This is a genomic window from Calothrix sp. NIES-2100 (genome assembly GCF_963875285.1).
In the GTDB taxonomy this organism is placed as follows: domain Bacteria; phylum Cyanobacteriota; class Cyanobacteriia; order Cyanobacteriales; family Nostocaceae; genus Aulosira.
Genome location: NZ_CAWNLA010000001.1, coordinates 4,915,279 through 4,934,753 on the forward strand (window position 1 = coordinate 4,915,279; position 19,475 = coordinate 4,934,753).

Below are 19,475 nucleotides of genomic sequence, written 5' to 3' on the forward strand. Positions count from 1 at the left end.
TACTCTTTACGGTGCTGGCAGCTTGAGAGCGGCTCTTGGAGAAGTAGCTCAAGATTTTATTACAAAAAATAATATTCATGAGCAAGTTAAGTATGTTATCTTTAGTTTCGCAAAAAATTGCCAAGTTGGGTTTAACCTTAATCGCAGGAGTTGGAACTACTCTTGTGCTATGCAACCCTCTTTATGCAGCCACACTAGGCACGAACTTAATTGTCAACTCAGATGCAGAACAGGGAGTAGGAGATGGCGTTGGTAATGCTGTCGGTACTGACATACCTGCTATTCCAGGTTGGACTAAAACTGGTGATTTTAGTGTGTTGAAATATGGTGCAACAGGGTTTGATTTTGTCAACCCTCTTGGTAATACAGTCAGCGTTAGCGGATTACCTGATGCAAATAGCCCTGGGCCAACTAATCGCGGACTCAATTTATTTTATGGTGGAGGTAGTAGAGGCTCATCTAGTGCTTCGCAATTAATTGATGTGAGTAATCTGTCCTCAATTATTGATGCAGGTAAAGGTGGGTATGATTTAAGTGCTTGGTTAGGTGGCTATCAAACTGATGCAGATAATGTCAAACTTAGCCTTGATTTCCTAAATCAGAATGGTCAATCTTTAGGCACAGCTTTTATTACTTCCCCAACCGCAGAGGAACGAAACAATACAACAGCTTTATTATTTAAGTCCACAACAGGCTTTGTTCCTGTGAGTGCGAGGGAAATAAAAGTTGTTTTAGATATGAATTATGTTCGTGGGCGTGTAAATGACGCTTATGCAGATAATCTCTCACTTGTGGTTAAAGAAGTTCCGGAACCATCAATGTCCGGTTCTCTAATATTAGGTGGTTGTTTTATTCTGGCTTTAAGAGCACGTAAAAATCGCTTATTTTGGCGCTAGAAAATAGCATTCAATTTTTAATTTAGATTGAGAGAATTTTTAACCTGTAATAATTGTAAGTCGTAATATGCCCTATACCTCCATCGGCACAAACTTACGATTGAATGTCTTTCCGACAAAGGTTAATTTCAATACTTTTCATTTTTGGGCAAATTGTATTGCTCGTAGATCGGGGTCATCTCAATATAAAACCAATCTCATGTAAGGAAGAATATTCATGTCTATTGCAAGCATCTTGGCAAAGCTATCATTATCTGCGATTGGAGCAGTGGCAATGGTTGCGACAATTGCGAGTGCAAGTCAGGCTGGCACACTCACTATTGGGGCTAAGAGAGATACAACGATCTACCAAAATAACAATAACAGCAATGGAACCGGAGTAGGAATATTTGTAGGTAACAACGGTTCAAATGCGACGCGGCGGTCATTAATCTACTTCGACATTGCTAGCAACTTACCAACTGGAGCAAGCATCACCGATGTGCAACTTACCCTATTCCTTGGTCAAGTCTCTGGTTCCAGTGGGAATCCTGGAAGTGGTGACCAAACACCGAGGAATATCTCGCTCTTCCGGGCCAGCAACTCTTGGGGAGAGGGAACAAGCGGGCCTGTCCCACCCTCAGGTACTATTGGGGGCACTGGTGAAGGGTTTGCACCGAATCCAGGAGACGCAACTTGGAGCGATCGCTTTTACGATCCTGTTAATCCGGTTCTGTGGGGAACACCGGGCGGCGATTTTGCTGCCAATAAGAGCGCGACTACCACAGTCAGCCAAAACATTAACGCTGGCTACACTTGGGTTTCGACGGCGGCAATGGTTGCCGATGTGCAGGGGTGGCTGGATAACCCGTCTGAAAATTTTGGCTGGCTGTTGCTTCATTCATGGCATTTACCTATCTGGTGCGATCGCTCTAAGTATTTCTTACAGCTGATGCTGATTGCCTACCACCCATCAAAGACTAAGTTCAGCTTTGGAAACTGTATCATATGTATCTATTTACCAACTTAATTGGTAAATACTTGATAGTATTTCATCAAAAAAGCCCTGAATTGCTCACACATAAAGGCTTTTTGTTCTTTAGCAGTTGGTAATCAATCGTCTTCCGCAAAAATTTTTCCCCTTCGCAAGTAAATTAGCCAAAGTTTATGATATTGTTGAAATATAGGGAATCAAGGCGGCAAAGACGCAGGAAACTTGTAAATCAGGTGGACGAAATAACGGCGCTTTTGCATTGACAGATACAGTTAAATCCGGGACAGCTTTTTGTAATTGAGAGAATAAATCAGGCAAATTAAGCCAATGAAGCAGGATAGCAATCTCCGCAATAACTTGAAGTCAATCAGAACCCGTCTAGGCATGAGCCAGCAAGATTTAGCAAATATAGCCGGAGTTACCCGTCAGACTATTAGTGGTGTAGAGTCGGGACAATACGCTCCCTCTGTTGCTATTACACTTCGGTTAGCCAAGGCACTGGGTTGTCAAGTTGAGGATCTATTCTGGATAGAGCAGGATTTACCGGAAATTGAAGCAGTTTTGGCAAAAAAAGTCCCATTCGCTCAGCAACTGAGACTCAGTTTGGCACGAGTGGGAGGGCAATGGATAGCTTATCCTTTGATTGGCAAGGATGCTTTTCGCCAAGATATGATCCCGGCTGACGCTGAGACAGTTGCGGTGGACGGGTTCCCCGGCATAAGCAAACTGTCGAACCCGAAGGGGGAAGGTGTAAGTCAGGCAGCTACAGATAAAGTTCGAGTCCGGCTGTTAGACGATAATATCGCCGCACTTCATAACACGGTCGTGATTGCTGGCTGTTCCCCTGTGATTTCATTATGGGCTAGAGCAACCGAACGTTGGCATCCGCAACTGCGAGTCCAATATAACTTCGCAAATAGCATGGCGGCATTGCACAGCTTGTGCCGAGGCGAAGCTCACATTGCAGGAATGCATCTTTACGACCCGGAAACTGGGGAATATAACATTCCCTTTGCCCGAGAAGTATTAGCCGGAAGGGAAGCAGTCATGATTACTCTGGGAGTTTGGGAAGAAGGACTCTTAGTCCAGCCAGGAAATCCCAAAGGCATCAAAACAGTTACCAACTTAGTAGAAGCGGGAGCAACTATTGTTAATCGCGAACTAGGTTCTGGGAGTCGGATGCTGTTAGAACAAACACTGCAAAAGGAACAAGTGCCGTTTCATGCCATTCAGGGTTTTGAGCAGATTGCCAGAAGCCACCAAGATGTTGCTGAAGCTGTAGCCACAGGAATGGCTGACGCAGGTATTAGCACAGCATCGGTAGCTAAGACCTTTGGGCTAGGATTTGTACATCTGCATCAATCAAGATACGATTTAGTAATTCTCAAAGAATATTTGGAAGAAGCACCAGTGCAGCAGTTGCTAAGTACTTTGGGACATAAGCTTGTTCACTCACAATTAGAAGTTCTCGGTGGTTATGACACAAGCAATATTGGGGAAGTTGTAGCAACAATTAGGAATTGATTGCAATTTGGTTGGGTGGTTTACGGAAAAATTCTGCGTAAATTTCAATTCCGAGTGCAACCACTCTCTAGGCTTGAAAAACCTCTGAAGATTAGATTCTAGTCAACGCTGTCTAGCTTCCGTCATCGGCATATAGAGATTTCCTGCCGAAACTTTAAGCCCTATTTTCATCGCGTCACCAGGTAATACTTGCACTCTTCATATTACTTGCGCGATCGCAACTATATCAAAATCAAGCCATTAGTCAGGTCACAACATCAATGACTAATGACCAAGACAAATTTCTCAAAACTTGAATATGTTCTGGATTTTAACTGCTTTTGCTGTAGAGCGATCGCCTCCATCTGGCACTAAGTGCCAACGCCTCCAACGACGTTCTACATCCGGTCACTGTTGGCCTTCTACAGTGAACGCCTCATGAACAAATCGACCCAGTAAACAAACCATTGCAGGATAAGAGATCATGTCAGACGAAAAAATTAGACAAATAGCTTTCTACGGTAAAGGTGGTATCGGTAAGTCTACCACCTCCCAAAATACCCTTGCTGCAATGGCAGAAGTGGGTCAACGCATTCTGATTGTGGGTTGCGATCCCAAAGCTGACTCCACCCGCCTGATCTTGCACACTAAAGCCCAAACCACTGTGCTGCATTTGGCGGCTGAAAGAGGTGCAGTAGAAGATTTAGAACTTGAAGAAGTCGTGATTGAAGGCTTCCGAGGTATCAGATGCGTAGAATCTGGTGGTCCAGAACCAGGAGTAGGCTGTGCAGGTCGGGGTATTATCACCGCTATCAACTTCCTCGAAGAAAACGGTGCCTACTCAAACGTAGACTTTGTCTCCTACGACGTATTAGGTGACGTTGTTTGCGGTGGTTTTGCGATGCCTATTCGTGAAGGTAAAGCACAAGAAATTTACATCGTTACTTCTGGTGAAATGATGGCGATGTTTGCAGCCAACAACATTGCTCGTGGTGTTCTCAAGTACGCTCACACTGGGGGCGTGCGCTTGGGTGGTCTAATTTGTAATAGCCGGAAAACTGACCGGGAAGACGAACTGATTACCACACTGGCAGACCGATTAAGCACTCAGATGATTCACTTCGTCCCTCGTGATAACATCGTGCAACACGCAGAATTGCGCCGGATGACTGTTAATGAGTACGCACCTGATAGCAATCAAGCTAATGAATATCGGACATTAGCAGACAAGATTATCAACAATCAAAATCTTGCGGTTCCTACTCCCATTGAGATGGATGAATTAGAAGAGTTGCTAATTGAATTCGGTATTCTCGAAAGTGAAGAAAATGCTGCAAAATTGGTTGGTGTGAACAACGCTCAAGAAGAAGCTAACAAGAAACAAGAAGATGCTGAAGGCGAAGCACTCGAAGCACTGAAAAAGGGCAACGTAGAAATCGTTGCTGGTAGCGACAAAAAATAAGGTTGGTATTAGCACTCGCTAGCTTAATCAATTAGGTGGACTATTTCAGTCCATCCTTTCCTCAATTGTTGTTCAAGATATGGAGGTAGTCTCAGAGCCGACACCGTATTAGCCTAAATCTGTTAATGTTTGCACAGCTAATAATTTAGCTAAAGTTTGGTTTTTTCCTTCTCTATTTGGTTGGTTATTTTTTAGGGAATGGGAACAAAAATTTCTCATTCCTTATTTTTTAAAAGCTAAAGTCATGATTAAAAACTTATTTAAGTATTCAAGTTAGTTTGTTCTAGTACTAGAAAAAAAGAATTTTCATTCTGTCTTATTTTAACCCTTACCTCCTACCTATCACTAGCAATGAAAACCAGTCAAGAAGAAATCAACGAACAGCCTCATAGCTCAAAAGCTGAAAACAAAGATAACTCTTGTACGCAATTATCCCAGTTTGGAGATACTTCCGATTGTGCCTTTGATGGTGCAATGATTACCCTAGTACCTATTACTGATGCGGCTCATTTAGTCCACGGGCCAAACGGCTGTATCGGTAACTATTGGGGTGGTCGTGACAGTCTGTCTTCTGGTTCTCTCATGTACAAAACTTGCTTTACCACTGACATGGATGAGAGCGATATCATTTTTGGTGGTGCAAAAAAGCTGTACAGAGCGATTTTAGAATTGCAAAGGCGTTACAAACCGGCAGCCATATTTGTCTACTCTACCTGCGTTTCTGCTCTCATTGGTGATGATGTTAATGGAGCTTGCAGAGCAGCTACTGAAACTACGAAAACACCAATTATTCCTGTAGATGCACCAGGATTTGTTGGGCATAGAAATCAGGGAACATGGCTTGCAACTGAAGCTTTGTTAGAATACGTTATTGGCACTAACGAACCTGATACTATCACACCTTACGATATCAATTTGATTGGTGAATATAACATTGGTGGTGATATTTGGAATATCTTACCACTGTTAGAGAAATTAGGTATTCGCGTTCTTGCCAAAATTACAGGTGATGCTCGGTATCAGGAAATATGTTACGCCCACCGTGCCAAGCTAAATGTCGTTAATAACTCCGCCAAAGCCATGTTAAAAATGGCAAAACAAATGTCAGATTGTTTTGATATTCCTTATATCATAGAGTCTTTTTATGGTGTAGATAACATCAACCGTTGTCTCAGGAATATTGCAGCTAAATTAGGCGATCCAGAGTTACAATTACGCACAGAAAATTTAATTAATGCAGAAACTACTGCTTTAAATAAGCAACTTACTGTTTATCATCCTTATCTGCAAGGAAAGCAAATTTTAATTGATATTGCCAATCTGAATAGTTGGGCAATTATTTCAGCAATTCAACACCTAGGAATGGTAGTGAGAGTTACTAGCAATAAAAAGATTAGCCAAGATGATAAAGCTAAAATTCAAAGTCTATTTGGTGAAAATATCAATATTTTAGAAGCTGAAATTAGCCAAATAATTAACGCATATAAACCTGATTTATTAATTGCCAGCAGTCACTATCAAACTACGGCTATAAAAGCCGAGATTCCTTTTTTAGACATAAATCAGGAACGCAAAAAAGCATATACGAGCTATGCAGGAATTATCAGCGTTGCACAAGAATTATATACAACTCTCTACAGTCCTGTATGGGAGCAAGTACGTCAGCCTGCTCCTTGGGATTAAGTTTAGCTCCGATGAGGGGACAAGGAAGACAAGGGAAGGAGGATATTACTTCCTGTGCTTCCTGTGCACCCTCTGCTCTCAGTTAAAGGTGAAATTATGGCGATTCTTAGTATCACAAGTACATCAGTTGCAGTTAATCCGCTCAAGCAAAGCCAACCAGTAGGCGCAACCTTAGCTTTTTTAGGATTGCAAGGGATAATGCCAATGTTACATGGTTCTCCAGGCTGTAGTGCTTTTACCAAAGTCGTTTTAACAAAACATCTGGGTAAGGTAATTCCCCTCTCTAGTACCGCAATGACAGAAGTGTCCACGATTTTGGGTGGTGAGGACAAGATTGAAAAAGCGATCGCCAAATTGGTACAACTATCTCAACCGCAAATGATTGGTTTATGTACCACTGGATTGACGGAAACCAGAGGGGATGACATGGGACGACTGCTCAAAGAAATGCGCCAACGTTATCCAGAACTGTCCCAAGTACCGATTTACCTAGTCTCGACACCAGATTTCAAAGGTACATTACAAGATGGCTTTGCCGCAGCTGTGGAAAGCATAGTTAAGGAAATTCCCCAAACTAGCAACAAACAAAAGTGTTGTCCCAAGCAAATCACAATTTTGGCTAGTTCTGCTTTCACTCCTGGTGATGTGCAAGAGATTAAAGAAATGGTCAGTGCTTTTGGTTTGAAGCCTATCGTTGTACCTGACCTGTCTGGCTTACTTAATAGTCGTTTATTAGACGCTCGACACAGTTTAGTCACATCTGGTGGTACAACTCTGCCACAATTAAGAGCGATCGCTCATTCTGTGTTCACGTTAACACTAGGCGAGAGTATGCGGGGTGCAGCGCGAATCTTATCACAGAAGTTCTGTACACCCTACGAAGTGTTTGACACACTCTCAGGATTAGAAGCTGTAGATAAATTTCTGCAAGCATTGGCAGATATCAGTGGTAACAGTGTACCGGAGAAATACCGTTGCCAACGTCTACAACTACAAGATGTGATGCTAGATGCACGCTTTTACTTTGGTGCTAAACGAGTCTCTTTAGCATTGGAACCAGATTTACTTTGGTCAACAGTTTCTTTCTTGCAATCGATGGGAGTTCAAATTCACGCCGCCGTCACCACAACACGCTCTCCTCTGCTAGAAAACCTTCCCATCACCAGTGTGACTATCGGCGATTTAGAGGACTTTGAGCAACTGGCTGTTGGCTCAGATCTACTCATTAGTAATTCTCATGCAGCTGCGATCGCCAAACGCCTAAAAATTTCACTTTATCGTCAAGGAATTCCTATTTATGATTGTTTAGGCCATAATCAGTCCACCAAAGTTGGCTACCGAGGGACTATCCAGCTTTTATTTGATATCGGTAATCTGCTGTTAGCGTCAGGAGAAGCGAAAGTTGACCATTAATATATGTTCTGAAGCAAGAATTTTGTCTAATAGCAAGTTATTTGGCAATATGTATGCTATGATTTTTATATAGGGAATCAAAAAAGCAAAAGCAAAAAGGTTTTCATTAGGAATCAGGTATAACCTAAAATGAAAAACTCTGCTTTTGTGTAAGCAAATCCAATGTAGCTTTTTGTAACTAAAAAATTGGGATGTATCTGTATAAACCCAGAAAAAGATATTATCATCCTCCCTTAATATGTTAAGCTTTAGCTGATAGGGAGATAGTAATCACTCTTGATATTTGGGATTAAGGATTCTGAGGCTAGGTTAACAGCCCAAACAGAAACAGAAAAGTTACCAAATCAGTTGTAGTTGAACCATTGTTATTAGCGAACAAACTGTTGGCTGATGTTCCTATTGCTATGGTGAAGGAACAAAATCCCATACCTGGGTGAACTAATAGTTTGATGAACTGATGATCCGATCCTACAATGTTCTGGAGGTATTGTAGCGTTGATAGATCGATAGCAGTTCTATTGTTCTGGGGAGACATAGATCTGCTTGCAGTTCATCAATCATCTTAGGTTCTTAAACATTAGGCTCGCTCACAATGTTAATTGTCTATTCATCGATTGCGCTAGGTCTAGCTTTACTTTTTTTTACTATCACTACAAAAATCACCAATCATTTATTGCAAATACTCACCATACTATTTGCTATATTTTGGTTGTGCTCCAGCATATTTTTTTCTCTAGTACCACTTGAATTAATGCTGGCGATCGCTCTAGTCTATCTCACACGCAAAATGCATTTTTGGTCTCATTTGAAGTAACTCTAACTGCCATAAATTATTGGTTAAATTGTATAGCACTGACTACTTAAATAGAGCGGTGCAATGAAAATGGGAATTTTTATAAATTATTTATGGTCATTTTTACCAACTTAGCTGGTAAAAATGGTACAACCGATACAATTTTAATCGAAGATCTAAGCTTTGATAATTACTAGGCAAGCATTATAACTTCTATCTGGTATACCAACCATTCACATAAACTCAAAATTATTTCTTTTAATTCGATGAATCTGGCACAGCGAAGAATAGCAACTGTAAGAGCGAGTAGCCTTGCGAGAAAGCTTCGCCACCGCTTGCACTTAACACCATTGATTGTAGAACCATCTATCCTCACCTGGTTTGAGGTGATCGGCTACACAGTGCTTTTACAGTCAGACATTGGCTGTGCGAGACATCCGGTACAACGTCATACCGATCGCGAAGTAATTTTGAGCAATCGCTTGTTAAATGCTTGCCAGAGAATTAACCCCACAATACCATTGCCAGCGATCGCAGAAACTATCTGTCAGTTGACTGGCAAAAATAATTGTTTGACAGTGGAAAATAACCGTCGCTTTCACAAACTATTAACCGATGGGATTGATATTACTTACCACAGAGATGGGCAAATAGTTAACGATCAACTATGGCTGATCGACCCATCTAATCTGCAAAATAACGATTGGTTAGTTATACATCCATTTACTGTTGTTGAGGGCAATTATACTTGCAGCCCCGATGTAGTTGTCTTTATTAATGGGCTACCGTTAGCAGTCATTGTCTGGACTCACCCCAAAAATGAAAAAGCTCTCCTGAAGGAAGCTTATCAACGATTCCAGATTTACAAACAACAGATACCAACCCTTTTTGCCTACAATGCATTTGTAGTCATTGCTTGTGGAAATCGCGCACGAGTTGGTACGTTAACCTCGGATTGGCAAGACTTTTTACCTTGGCGCACTATTGACGGCGAAGACTTTCCCTCCCAAGGAGAAACTGAACTAGAGGTATTAATTCAAGGAATTTTTGACAAGCGACGCTTCTTGGAATTGGTGAAGCATTTCATAGTGTTTGAGGACAACAAAGCCAATATCAGTAAGAACTTGCTGCGTCATCCTTTTTGTACTAGACAACAGTCAAAAAGCCATTCAAGAACAAACGAAATATGATGAACGCAAATTAGTACAAAGAGAATTCAGTCACAGGCTTGAAAACCTTCTTGTAATAGGCTTTCAATCTAAAGATATTCCAGATAATTTAAATCCTGTCTTTTGAAACTGCGCGATCGCGGATTTAGTTCTTGTACCAATAAGCTAGATACAATGTAAATCATCAATCCAACCTTGAACCCATCGTTATTACCTAGGAGCATAGCTATCGGTATCAACAGGTTACTACCTATCAATATTCCAAGTAGAAAATTTTTGATGAATTTATCCATAGGAGTGGACACAATACTTTTCAGTACGGGGTAAAGGCAAAAGGGGGTACATGTTTAAATTCATTTCCCCCTTAACTTTTTTTCAAAGCACTTGATACGTGGATATTTCAGGCTATAAATAGCTACTGTTTTTTTTCAGAAAAGACCCGCTCTGAAAAATTAAGGCAGAATAAAGCCGTATTTTTGGAGTACTGCTTTAGCTTGACTGCTAGTTAGAAATTTGGCAAATTCTTTGGCAGCGTCACTATTTTTGCTGCTTTTCAGAACTGCTAGAGGATAAACAATGGGAGAATGATATTTTTCATCAGCCGCCACTACGACTTTTACCTTATCTGAGATTTTGGCATCAGTGATGTAAACTAAACCTGCATCAGCATTACCACTTTCTACAGATGCTAGTACTTGACGTACATTGTTAGCGTAAACCAATTTTGACTTAACTTGCGGCAAAATCTTTAATTTCTGAAGGACTTGCTCTGCATATTGTCCTGCGGGAACACTCCTGGGTTCACCAATCGCAATTTTCTTAATCTTGGAGTCTTTGAGGTTGTAGAAGCTGGTGATGCCCACAACACTTTTAGGTACAATCAAGACCAGACGGTTCTTTGCCAAGATAGAACGAGTTCCTGCTAGCAAGAGTCCTTTTTCCTCTAAAGCATCTACCTGCTTTTTGCCAGCCGAAATAAAGATATCTGCGGGCGCTCCCTGCTCAATCTGTTGCTGCAAAGCACCAGAAGCTCCAAAATTATAATTAATATTGGTATTTGGTTGACTTTGTTGGTAAAGAGGCTTAATCCTTGATACTGCGAGAAATGTAGTGTGATGGTTGTACTAGCTGTATGGATTAATAATTTGATGGTAGCAGAGTCATCAGTTCTCAAAATACCTAATTCTTGCTACTATATACTAACTATGCTGGTATTTATACCAATTATGTTGGTTTGATTATATTTGAGGTGTGAGGGTAATGTCCACTTTTGTAAGGTCTTCATTATTACTACTGCTGAAGAAGCCTGCAAGATAGAGCCACTTTTAGCGATCGCATCCGACTAAACTTAATTACTAGCTTTACTGGTAAAGACCAATTATTTACTCGTTTAGAAGCTAACAACACAACTGCCTTTAGTGGTGCTGTCACAGGTACAAATATGACTCGTACATCCTGGGACACTACCAATAATGCCGACAACAGCGTGCAGTTGGGCAAGTTATATTATCGCTTTCCGGTAGGCGATCGCCTCAACGTGATTGTTGATGCTATTGGTGGAGAATTCTACGACAACTTCAATACATTTAACCCTTTGTTCTCTTCAACTCCCATTGGTTCGTTGTCACGCTTTGGGCGTTTCTCTCCGATTTACCGTGCTAGTAACACCTCCTCCGCTAGCAATACAGGTTCAGGGGTGAGTGCGATTTTCAAGTTAACTGACACAATTACTTTATCAGGTGGTTATCTGGCTCGTAGAGGAAGCGATCCCAGTGACGGTAAAGCTCTATTTGATGGTAGTTATGGGGCATTAGCACAACTAGCATTTCAGCCAAACAAAGACTTTACTCTTGGTTTGACTTATGCTCACTCTTACCTCAGAGGTGCGAATAATGATGGTGATGTCGTAGTTTCAGGGTCTTATGGTAGTGCATTTGCGAACAATCCCTTTAACTCTACTGCTGCTACTCCGGTTAACACTACAGCCAATCACTATGGCATAGAAGCCAACTATCGTTTCAGCCCCCTATTTACCCTTGGAGGTTGGGTAGGATATACCCAAGCGATCGCCGAAAATACTTCTGGTGCTAATGTCAATCGTGGGGATAAAGCAGATATTTGGAATTGGGCAGTAACTTTAGAGGTTGTTTGAAAAGTTTTTGAGGGCTAAAAATTATGCCAATCGCCTCACCATAATACGTATCATTGCAAGATAAATAAAAGTCTCGGATGTTTCGGGCAATAACTCATAATCGCGAACTAATCGGCGACATCCCATGAGCCAACCAAAAGTTCGCTCTACAACCCAACGTTTTTTGAGCAACACAAAACCCTTAGCCTCTTGCGATCGCAAAACTACCTGCACAATCCAACGGCAAACATTCATCACCCACTGCATAAAAGGTTCTCCATCAAAACCACCATCTACCCAGATGGTTGTCAAACGAGATATCTTTTGATGAGACTGTTTGACCCGTTTGAGAACTTGTTTTCCTCCTTCTCGTTCAGCTACATTGGCTGCGGTGACTAAAACCCTCAACACTAATCCCAAGGTATCGACGGTCATAAATCGCTTACGTCCTTTGGTCTTTTTACCTGCATCAAAACCAACTAACTTGCTGACCATTGCGGCGCTTTTCACGCTTTGACTGTGAATTATTGCCTCGGATGGGCGCTTGTTGGCGTTGATTTTCTATCCGAACCCATTGTCTCAGGCTGTCATGAATTTTTAGCCAAGTTCCATCTTTACGCCAGTTCCCAATTGTGTGTAGACCGTCTGCCAAGCTGGAAAGTCTCCAGGCAGCGGTAAGCGAAGCTATGCCGAAGGCTTATCGCCATCTAACTCCTTCTACCAAAATGTAGAAAATCGCGTTAATCACCTCCCACATATTGACTTCACGTTTTCGACCACCTGGTTTCGCTTCCGGAATTAGGTCACTAATCAATTTATATTGCTCTAAACTCAGGTTGCTCTTGTATGCTTTACTCATACCACTCTCTCGGTGCTGTTTGTTATCTATTCACAGCGTATACTGAGAGAGCTTTTTTACAACATTCCCGACTTTTCAAACAACCTCTAAGTAGTAGAACGTCAATTATGGGATCATGGAACCAGAAGTTGTACAACATCCACCTTGGTATATCGAACCGAAGGAAGGAGAAAGTATCAGTCACTATTTTGGTCGATTTAGGCGACACGAAGCAGTCTGTGTATCATCACCTGGAACTTTAAGTAAAGCTGTAGGAATTGGTCCAGTATTAGCAAGGTGGGAGAAATTTCGATTTAATCCGTTTCCTAGTCAAAAGGAATTAGAGGCAATTGGTAAATTAATTGGCTTGGATGTAGACCGAATTGCTCAAATGCTCCCGTCCAAGGGTGAAAAAATGAAACTAGAGCCAATCCGCTTGTGTGCTGCATGTTATGCAGAGCAAGCATATCATCGATTGGAGTGGCAATTTCAATCAACAGTGGGTTGCGATCGCCACCAGTTGCGGTTGCTTTCAGAATGCCCCTTCTGCAAAGAGCGTTTTGCTATCCCAGCGTTATGGGAACAGGGAGAATGCAAGAAATGTCATGCCCCTTTTAGAAGTATGAAAAAGCGGCAGAAAGCTTACTAAGTAATACTGCTAGTGAAGTTTTATTGCTTTAACCAGGCGTTCGAGAGGTTGTTACTACCAACATTTTCTCAAAGATACTTAGCCGTAGTCTGTCATAGACATCGCCACCAGTTACGTCTGCAAACAAAATGTAGTAACTGCAAAATACCTTTACCAAGTCCTGCAGCTTGGCAGGCACAGCCAATAAGAAAGAGACGGGAATGAACCACGTCTCTAGGCGATGGGAAATTTATATATCAAAGCGTTTACGCTGCATCTGCCACTAGCAAGCCATTAACAGCTATGATGAGCAACTGCGCTTGCAAAGGAGTATCGCAACAAGGTCTTTCATCGCTATTGCAAGGCTGCACTATCCATTTGCCTTCAAGATTTTGGTAAAAAGTGCCTAGCAGTTGCCAACCATTCCAAACTCGATAAAGTTCTCCAAAATCATCGGTTACAGAGTCAATTTCTATTTCTGGTGGTGCTGGGTCAGTTAATTGGTCAATGTATTCCTCAAACTCTGATTGTGCCAAAGTTTGGTCGTCAAATACCTCTTGTGTAATCATGTAAATAACCTCACTGATGGGGTTTTATCAAAGGCGATCGCATGGTTTGGCGACTGGGCGATCGCCTTTGCTTTGTTACTATATTGTAGTTACTTGTTATTACTAAAACAAGAGCGTTACTACAAAATTTTCCAAACCCTGCAAAATTGAGGTAAATAGAGTTATTACAGATTTAGGGTTTGAAGCGATAACTAACATGGCAAAGCGTCAGTCAACAAAGCTGAACAATCAAATCATCGTTAGAATGGACGATGAGACAAAGGAAGCTTTTATGGATAAAGTTCAGTCTGAAGGGAAAACAGCTTCGGAATTAATTATGGGATGGATTCGGTCTTACCTTACCGAAGAACGCCACGAAGCACCGGATTTAACCCAAATGCACAGGGACTTAGAGAACTTAAAGCAACAGGTTGCAATCATTCAAAACGAACTCTTGGGAAAAACCGCAGCCTGAGAGATGAAAATGATTCTCTCAGGCGATGGATAGACGAAATTATTAATTCTGCACCCAAAGTTTCAAAAGGCCCGTCAGACACATGACGGGTTTAGCTTTGTTAGAGTGGAAATTGTTATTACAAGTATATACAAGTAGTAACTAATTAATTGCGTTTGCGATCACTCTTGTGCCAATCAAACCTCTAGTTGTGACAATTCTCTATAAATTTCTTCAATCGCTTGTATGACAGCTTCTTTTAAAGTCATATCTTCATATAAATGATTTTTCAATATTTGCCTAGCACGGCGAGCTACTAAGAGGACAAGACGATAGCGATTAGGTGAATTTTGTAGGAGTGCTTCGCTTATTTGCAGAATTTGCTTATCATCATAGCAGTCAGAAATGTTTGTATATTTTGATATTTTAAAATAACCTGAGTTAGCTCCAGGATTGTTGGCTATTGTTTCAGGATTGTTGGCTATTGTTTCAGGATTGTTGGCTATTGTTCCAGGATTGTTGGCTATTGTTTCAGGATTGTTGGCTATTGTTTCAGGATTGTTGGCTATTGTTTCAGGATTGTTGGCTATCGTTCCAGGATTGTTGCCTATTATAGGTTGTATTATTTTTGGTAAATCAAGTACAGTGACATTAGCAGATTTACTAATTATCCCAACAGTGGCAGTAATAGTAATATTTTTATATTTATCATCTACAGATAAAGTACCGTTAGAGCTAATATTGCCACCTGTTGCCTTCCAAACTACGTTACTAACCTGTATTTCATGGTAGTGCTGGTCTAAACCTATGACTTTAAAATTAATCTTTTCATAGGGTTTAAGCTGTACTTTAGCAGGAGAAATTTCTAAGTATCTTAAAACAGGTAGAACTGTAACTTCTGCGGAGGTGCTAACATAAGCTCTAGCCTGCTTAAAACTCAATTTACTAATAAATAGAAGAGTACGGAAAATTAGTTTATTAATAGATTTATGTATCCATGCTTGTAAAGACACCTCAAAATTATCTATTAATGTAGATGTAGCACTAACTTCAGATACATCTTCTGTGTTTTGCTCTGATGTATATTCATCTTGTACTTGTGCCAAAACACGAAGAAGATAAGATAACAGTCTTATCGAAATACCAACGTTAACAAGTAATATCCTTGTCTGTTTGTTGAATTTGTAGGTTAAACGAGAGGTTGCAGTTACCCAAAATTGACCTTTAGCATTAAAATCAGCAATGAAGTTACCATTTTGGTCAATTTCACCACCACTTGCTTCCCATAAAATTTCTCCTGGATCAATCTTCTCACCGTACTGATCAAAACCAATCACACTAAAAATTTGACTTTCATTAGGTTTCAGTTGTACAGCAAGTGGAGAAATCTGCAATTTTCTTAATATCGGCAGCAAAGTCACATCAGCTGATTTGTGAATATTACCAACCGAGGCAGTAACAGTGACCTTTCTGTGGCTATAACCACCTTGGAATAATCCCTGGCGGCTAATTGAACCTCCTTGGCTTGATTTCCAATCAACTATTTCAAGTGCTATTTCAGCATTTTGCTGGTCAAAACCAACAGCAGTAAAAGTTTGAGTCGCTTCAGGTTCTAGCTGTATTTGAGGAGGAAAAATATCTAATCGTTTTAAGACTGAAGGAACAATAACATGGGCAGAGACACTCAATTTTCCAACAGTAGCAGTAATGGTAAATTGACCTTTTTGATTTCTATCAGTAAAGTAGTCACCATTTTGCTCAATATTACCGCCTGTTGCTTTCCAATTTATTCCACTGATAGCGATCGCATTCCCGCGCTGATCCAAACCTATTAGCTCGAAATGCTGGAATGTCTCAGGAGACATTACAATTTGTTCTGGGGAAATCATAAGTTGAGTCAGTCTCGAAGGTTCAATTACCTTGAAACTGGCTGTACCTACAATATTTCCTAAGCTTGCAGTTACTGTGATATTTGCATTTTTGTCAACTGCTACAAAGGTTCCATCAGGATATATCTTGCCTTCAGTTGTTTGCCAACGGATATTTTTGATTTTGACTTCGTTTCTAAATTGATCAAATCCCCTAACCTTCAAATTAAGCCGTTCATTCGGTTTAATTTGCATCCTGTGTGGTTCAATTTCTAAACTTGTCAAAACCGGAAGCAACCTGACACAAGCCACATCACTTAAATTCCCTACGGAAGCGGTGATGTGAACTATATCTGTTTCGTAACTACCAATGAAAGTACCGTCGTCATTAATCTGTCCTCCTGATGTACATTGCCAATCAACTCTTATTATGGGAATTTCATCTCCTCCCTGGTCAAATCCTATAACAGTAAAGGTTTGGATTTGATCGGGTTCAATTTGTAAGTTATTGGGAAAAACTTCTAACCGTTGCAAAACTACAGGTATAGCAACTTTAGCAGTAGCACTTATATTGTGTTCAATTGCCTTAGCTGAGATGCTAAAGTCACCCTTAGCATTGTCAGTAACTATGAAATTTCCGTCTTGATCAATTGTTCCGCCTGTGGCACTCCAAGCTATTTTCCCAGTTGCGATCGCATTACCACGTTGGTCTAAACCTCTAACGCTAAAGCGTTGATGTTCACGAGGTTTCATTTCAATTTGTTCGGGTGAAATTACTAATGTAGTTAATTTCGCAGGTTCAATAAAATTAAGGGTTGTAGAGCTACTAATATCTCCAACACTAGCAGTGACAGTAATTTTTTGCTCTTGGTAACTTGCTCCCAATCTACCGTCGGGAGAAATTGTCCCACCTGTTGCACGCCAAGAAATTTCTTTGATATTGATATTATTACCATACTGATCCACACCTTGGACAGTAAAATGTAAACTTTGCCCGAAATCTAGAGTTGGTTGTAAAGGCGAAATAATTAATTTTTGAAGCTTTGGTGGTTCAATTAGTGTGACTAAAGTAGAGGCTTTGACTGCTTCTACATTTGCTGTAATTGTAAATGCGCCAGGGTTTTGTCCTGCATGGAAAATTCCATCAGCATCAATAGCGCCACCTGTTGCTTGCCACAACACTTTTTCTACAGTAATTTCGGAACCTCGCTGATCGAAACCTCGGATTTTGAAAGTTTGAGTTTTACCACACTCCAAGTTTGTTTGTTGAGGTATAATAACTAATTTTGTCAATTTGGGAGGTTCGATAATAGTAACTGATGCAGAAATGTGAAACATTCCTGTTGTAGCTATAACTGTAAATTTCCCCTCTTTTTCACCTGCTATAAATAAACCATTTTGATCAATATTGCCTCCCTTTGCCTGCCATAAGAATTTTTCGACAGTAATTTCTTGACTATATTGGTCGAGTCCTTTAATACTAAAAGTTTGGCTCTGACCACATTCCATTTGTAGTTGAGAGGGAAAAATTGATAAAGAGGTTAATCTTGGTTCAGAACAACCCTTTAAAGAATGCAGTAATTGACCTGTATGTAAATTCCAAAGTTTGATCCAGTTATTACTGGCAGTGGCAAGAATTTTGCCATCAGAACTGATAGCAGCAGAATTAACAAAGCTAGAGTGACCTATCCAATTACGAACTAATTGCTTTGTTTCAATATTCCAAAGCTTAATAGTATTATCATCAGTTACACTGATAATAATGTTGCTTTCAGTACTAATAATAATATTATTTACTGAACTCAGAAAATCTTGATGAAGAGTGCTGCTACATTCTAAATTATTAATATTTAATTTTAATTTATTATTTCCTTTGCCAACTAGCTTGCCAAGTCCAAAGAATGGTGCACCAATCCAATAAACTGCTCCTGCTGTGAACCTACTAATTAAACTAGAATTTTCTAAATTAGAAGATTGTGATTCATTCTCATCTTCGGAGTCTGCTTGCCAAAATTTAATACTTCCATCACGACTACCACTTATCAATAATTTGCTATCTTTACTAAGACTAACTGCTTGTACCCAATCTAAATGTTGTTCTAAACTGCGATATAATTCTCCTGATTGTAGATTCCATAATTTAACTGAATTATCTGTACTACCGCTAGCAATAACTTTTCCATCTGAGCTAATTGCTAGGCTCAAGACTGAACCAGAATGCTTCAACAGCGTACGTTGCAATTGATTTGTATCAAAATTCCAGATTTTTATTGTTTTATCGGCACTCGCAGTAACTAAAGTTTTGCCATCAGGTGTGATAGCGACAGCACTAACCCAGTTGGAATGAGCATTTATTTGTCGAATTAGTAGTCCAGTTTTTAAATTCCAAAATTTAACAGTTTTATCTGCACTACCACTGACAAGGGTATTGCCGTCTGGACTAATAGCCACGGATAAAACCCAATGAGAATGCCCATCAATGGTGCGAAGCAATTCTCCTGTCTGTAAATTCCAAACCCAAATTTTTTGCCAACTTCCGCCTACTAGAATTTGGTTATTATGACTAATAGCAACACACGCAATTGTGTCTGTGGGAAAGATCCGCTTAGAGGAGTTTGCTTCTTGAGAATTTTTGCGGAGATAAGGATTGTATTGATGGAGTATCCAGTAAGCCGATTGTCGTATTTTTTCCGATTGATCCTGCAAAGCCTGCTGCGTAAACAAATCAAACCCTTCCTGACCTAGTGTCAGTGCTTCTTCTAAAGCCATGAGTCTCTGTTGTTCACAATTGTCTGCTAAACGCTGCTTGACATCTGCTAGCCGTGCAGATTCTTTTGATTTGTTAGCCATTTCTTCTTGTCGATGCACTAGTCTCAGTATTCCCATTTATGAGACTGTATCAACAATGCCTGAATAGTGCTGAGATTAGTGGCATGGATTAAGAAGGAATTATGCACAATCAATAAACACCACATTTTTGATTGGTGCTTAAGTTCTAGTTCTGTAAATGCGATCGCACTCCTTGTTAACTCACAAACTAGCTAAATGCCTCAACTTCCTTACCTAAGCCTCATCATGGCTCAGGGTAAGGACTTGAGAACCAGTGTTGTACCTCA

General features: G+C 40.4%; 14 protein-coding genes and 2 pseudogenes. 12 read left to right on the forward strand and 4 right to left on the reverse strand.

Annotation, left to right across the window (positions count from 1 at the left end):
• Positions 1 to 77 precede the first annotated feature (77 nt).
• From AACU32_RS20250 to AACU32_RS20285, 8 genes are all read left to right on the forward strand, one after another.
• Positions 78 to 896 carry a PEP-CTERM sorting domain-containing protein gene (locus tag AACU32_RS20250; RefSeq protein WP_339378118.1) on the forward strand — a complete coding sequence of 273 codons (819 nt, stop codon included), beginning with the start codon at positions 78 to 80 and terminating at the stop codon, positions 894 to 896.
• 217 nt (positions 897 to 1,113) lie between these two features.
• Complete coding sequence (locus AACU32_RS20255) at positions 1,114 to 1,905, forward strand: DNRLRE domain-containing protein (RefSeq protein ID WP_096602685.1); 792 nt, start codon at positions 1,114 to 1,116, stop codon at positions 1,903 to 1,905.
• A gap of 291 nt (positions 1,906 to 2,196) precedes the next feature.
• Positions 2,197 to 3,393, forward strand: a complete 1,197-nt coding sequence (locus AACU32_RS20260) for a substrate-binding domain-containing protein (RefSeq protein WP_096602687.1) — start codon at positions 2,197 to 2,199, stop codon at positions 3,391 to 3,393.
• 298 nt (positions 3,394 to 3,691) lie between these two features.
• Positions 3,692 to 3,814: a hypothetical protein gene (locus AACU32_RS20265; RefSeq protein WP_339378119.1), complete on the forward strand. Its 123-nt coding sequence runs from the start codon at positions 3,692 to 3,694 to the stop codon at positions 3,812 to 3,814.
• A gap of 42 nt (positions 3,815 to 3,856) precedes the next feature.
• A complete protein-coding gene (gene nifH, locus AACU32_RS20270; RefSeq protein WP_096602689.1) occupies positions 3,857 to 4,834 on the forward strand; it encodes a nitrogenase iron protein in 978 nt (325 codons plus the stop codon).
• Between the two features lie 351 nt (positions 4,835 to 5,185).
• Positions 5,186 to 6,517, forward strand: coding sequence for a nitrogenase iron-molybdenum cofactor biosynthesis protein NifE (nifE, locus tag AACU32_RS20275; protein ID WP_096602691.1), 1,332 nt, complete (start codon positions 5,186 to 5,188; stop codon positions 6,515 to 6,517).
• A 96-nt stretch (positions 6,518 to 6,613) separates the two neighbouring features.
• A complete protein-coding gene (gene nifN / locus AACU32_RS20280; RefSeq protein ID WP_096602693.1) occupies positions 6,614 to 7,930 on the forward strand; it encodes a nitrogenase iron-molybdenum cofactor biosynthesis protein NifN in 1,317 nt (438 codons plus the stop codon).
• Between the two features lie 1,059 nt (positions 7,931 to 8,989).
• The gene (locus AACU32_RS20285; protein ID WP_096602695.1) at positions 8,990 to 9,913 is read left to right on the forward strand and encodes a type I restriction endonuclease; all 924 of its coding nucleotides are present in this window, start codon (positions 8,990 to 8,992) and stop codon (positions 9,911 to 9,913) included.
• 431 nt (positions 9,914 to 10,344) lie between these two features.
• Here AACU32_RS20285 and modA read toward each other — a convergent pair.
• A pseudogene (modA, locus tag AACU32_RS20290) lies at positions 10,345 to 10,992 on the reverse strand (molybdate ABC transporter substrate-binding protein); the annotation flags it as partial.
• Between the two features lie 251 nt (positions 10,993 to 11,243).
• On the opposite strand from modA, the gene AACU32_RS20295 reads away from it, so the two are divergent.
• Positions 11,244 to 12,044: an iron uptake porin gene (locus AACU32_RS20295; protein WP_339378698.1), complete on the forward strand. Its 801-nt coding sequence runs from the start codon at positions 11,244 to 11,246 to the stop codon at positions 12,042 to 12,044.
• Between the two features lie 21 nt (positions 12,045 to 12,065).
• Here AACU32_RS20295 and AACU32_RS20300 read toward each other — a convergent pair.
• A pseudogene (locus AACU32_RS20300) lies at positions 12,066 to 12,882 on the reverse strand (IS5 family transposase).
• Between the two features lie 115 nt (positions 12,883 to 12,997).
• Between AACU32_RS20300 and AACU32_RS20305 the strand changes: the two are divergent.
• Positions 12,998 to 13,510 carry a TniQ family protein gene (locus AACU32_RS20305; RefSeq protein WP_096602701.1) on the forward strand — a complete coding sequence of 171 codons (513 nt, stop codon included), beginning with the start codon at positions 12,998 to 13,000 and terminating at the stop codon, positions 13,508 to 13,510.
• Between the two features lie 245 nt (positions 13,511 to 13,755).
• Here AACU32_RS20305 and AACU32_RS20310 read toward each other — a convergent pair whose 3' ends face one another.
• Positions 13,756 to 14,058 (reverse strand): hypothetical protein, encoded by a 303-nt coding sequence (locus AACU32_RS20310; RefSeq protein ID WP_096602703.1) that lies wholly within the window; start codon positions 14,056 to 14,058, stop codon positions 13,756 to 13,758.
• On the opposite strand from AACU32_RS20310, the gene AACU32_RS20315 reads away from it, so the two are divergent.
• A complete protein-coding gene (locus AACU32_RS20315) occupies positions 14,047 to 14,208 on the forward strand; it encodes a hypothetical protein (RefSeq protein WP_339378120.1) in 162 nt (53 codons plus the stop codon). The genes AACU32_RS20310 and AACU32_RS20315 overlap by 12 nt on opposite strands.
• A gap of 46 nt (positions 14,209 to 14,254) precedes the next feature.
• The gene (locus AACU32_RS20320; protein WP_096602705.1) at positions 14,255 to 14,512 is read left to right on the forward strand and encodes a hypothetical protein; all 258 of its coding nucleotides are present in this window, start codon (positions 14,255 to 14,257) and stop codon (positions 14,510 to 14,512) included.
• 176 nt (positions 14,513 to 14,688) lie between these two features.
• On the opposite strand, the gene AACU32_RS20325 is transcribed toward AACU32_RS20320, so the two are convergent.
• Complete coding sequence (locus AACU32_RS20325) at positions 14,689 to 19,209, reverse strand: DNA-directed RNA polymerase subunit omega (RefSeq protein WP_339378121.1); 4,521 nt, start codon at positions 19,207 to 19,209, stop codon at positions 14,689 to 14,691.
• Between the last annotated feature and the right edge of the window lie 266 nt (positions 19,210 to 19,475).

What these genes read in the sequence shown, in the direction of transcription:
- AACU32_RS20250 (WP_339378118.1), top strand. Translation starts at nt 78, where the DNA reads ATGAGCAAGTTAAGTATGTTATCTTTAGTTTCGCAAAAAATTGCCAAG.
- AACU32_RS20255 (WP_096602685.1), top strand. Translation starts at nt 1,114, where the DNA reads ATGTCTATTGCAAGCATCTTGGCAAAGCTATCATTATCTGCGATTGGA.
- AACU32_RS20260 (WP_096602687.1), top strand. Translation starts at nt 2,197, where the DNA reads ATGAAGCAGGATAGCAATCTCCGCAATAACTTGAAGTCAATCAGAACC.
- AACU32_RS20265 (WP_339378119.1), top strand. Translation starts at nt 3,692, where the DNA reads ATGTTCTGGATTTTAACTGCTTTTGCTGTAGAGCGATCGCCTCCATCT.
- nifH (WP_096602689.1), top strand. Translation starts at nt 3,857, where the DNA reads ATGTCAGACGAAAAAATTAGACAAATAGCTTTCTACGGTAAAGGTGGT.
- nifE (WP_096602691.1), top strand. Translation starts at nt 5,186, where the DNA reads ATGAAAACCAGTCAAGAAGAAATCAACGAACAGCCTCATAGCTCAAAA.
- nifN (WP_096602693.1), top strand. Translation starts at nt 6,614, where the DNA reads ATGGCGATTCTTAGTATCACAAGTACATCAGTTGCAGTTAATCCGCTC.
- AACU32_RS20285 (WP_096602695.1), top strand. Translation starts at nt 8,990, where the DNA reads ATGAATCTGGCACAGCGAAGAATAGCAACTGTAAGAGCGAGTAGCCTT.
- AACU32_RS20305 (WP_096602701.1), top strand. Translation starts at nt 12,998, where the DNA reads ATGGAACCAGAAGTTGTACAACATCCACCTTGGTATATCGAACCGAAG.
- AACU32_RS20310 (WP_096602703.1), bottom strand. Translation starts at nt 14,058, where the DNA reads ATGATTACACAAGAGGTATTTGACGACCAAACTTTGGCACAATCAGAG.
- AACU32_RS20320 (WP_096602705.1), top strand. Translation starts at nt 14,255, where the DNA reads ATGGCAAAGCGTCAGTCAACAAAGCTGAACAATCAAATCATCGTTAGA.
- AACU32_RS20325 (WP_339378121.1), bottom strand. Translation starts at nt 19,209, where the DNA reads ATGGCTAACAAATCAAAAGAATCTGCACGGCTAGCAGATGTCAAGCAG.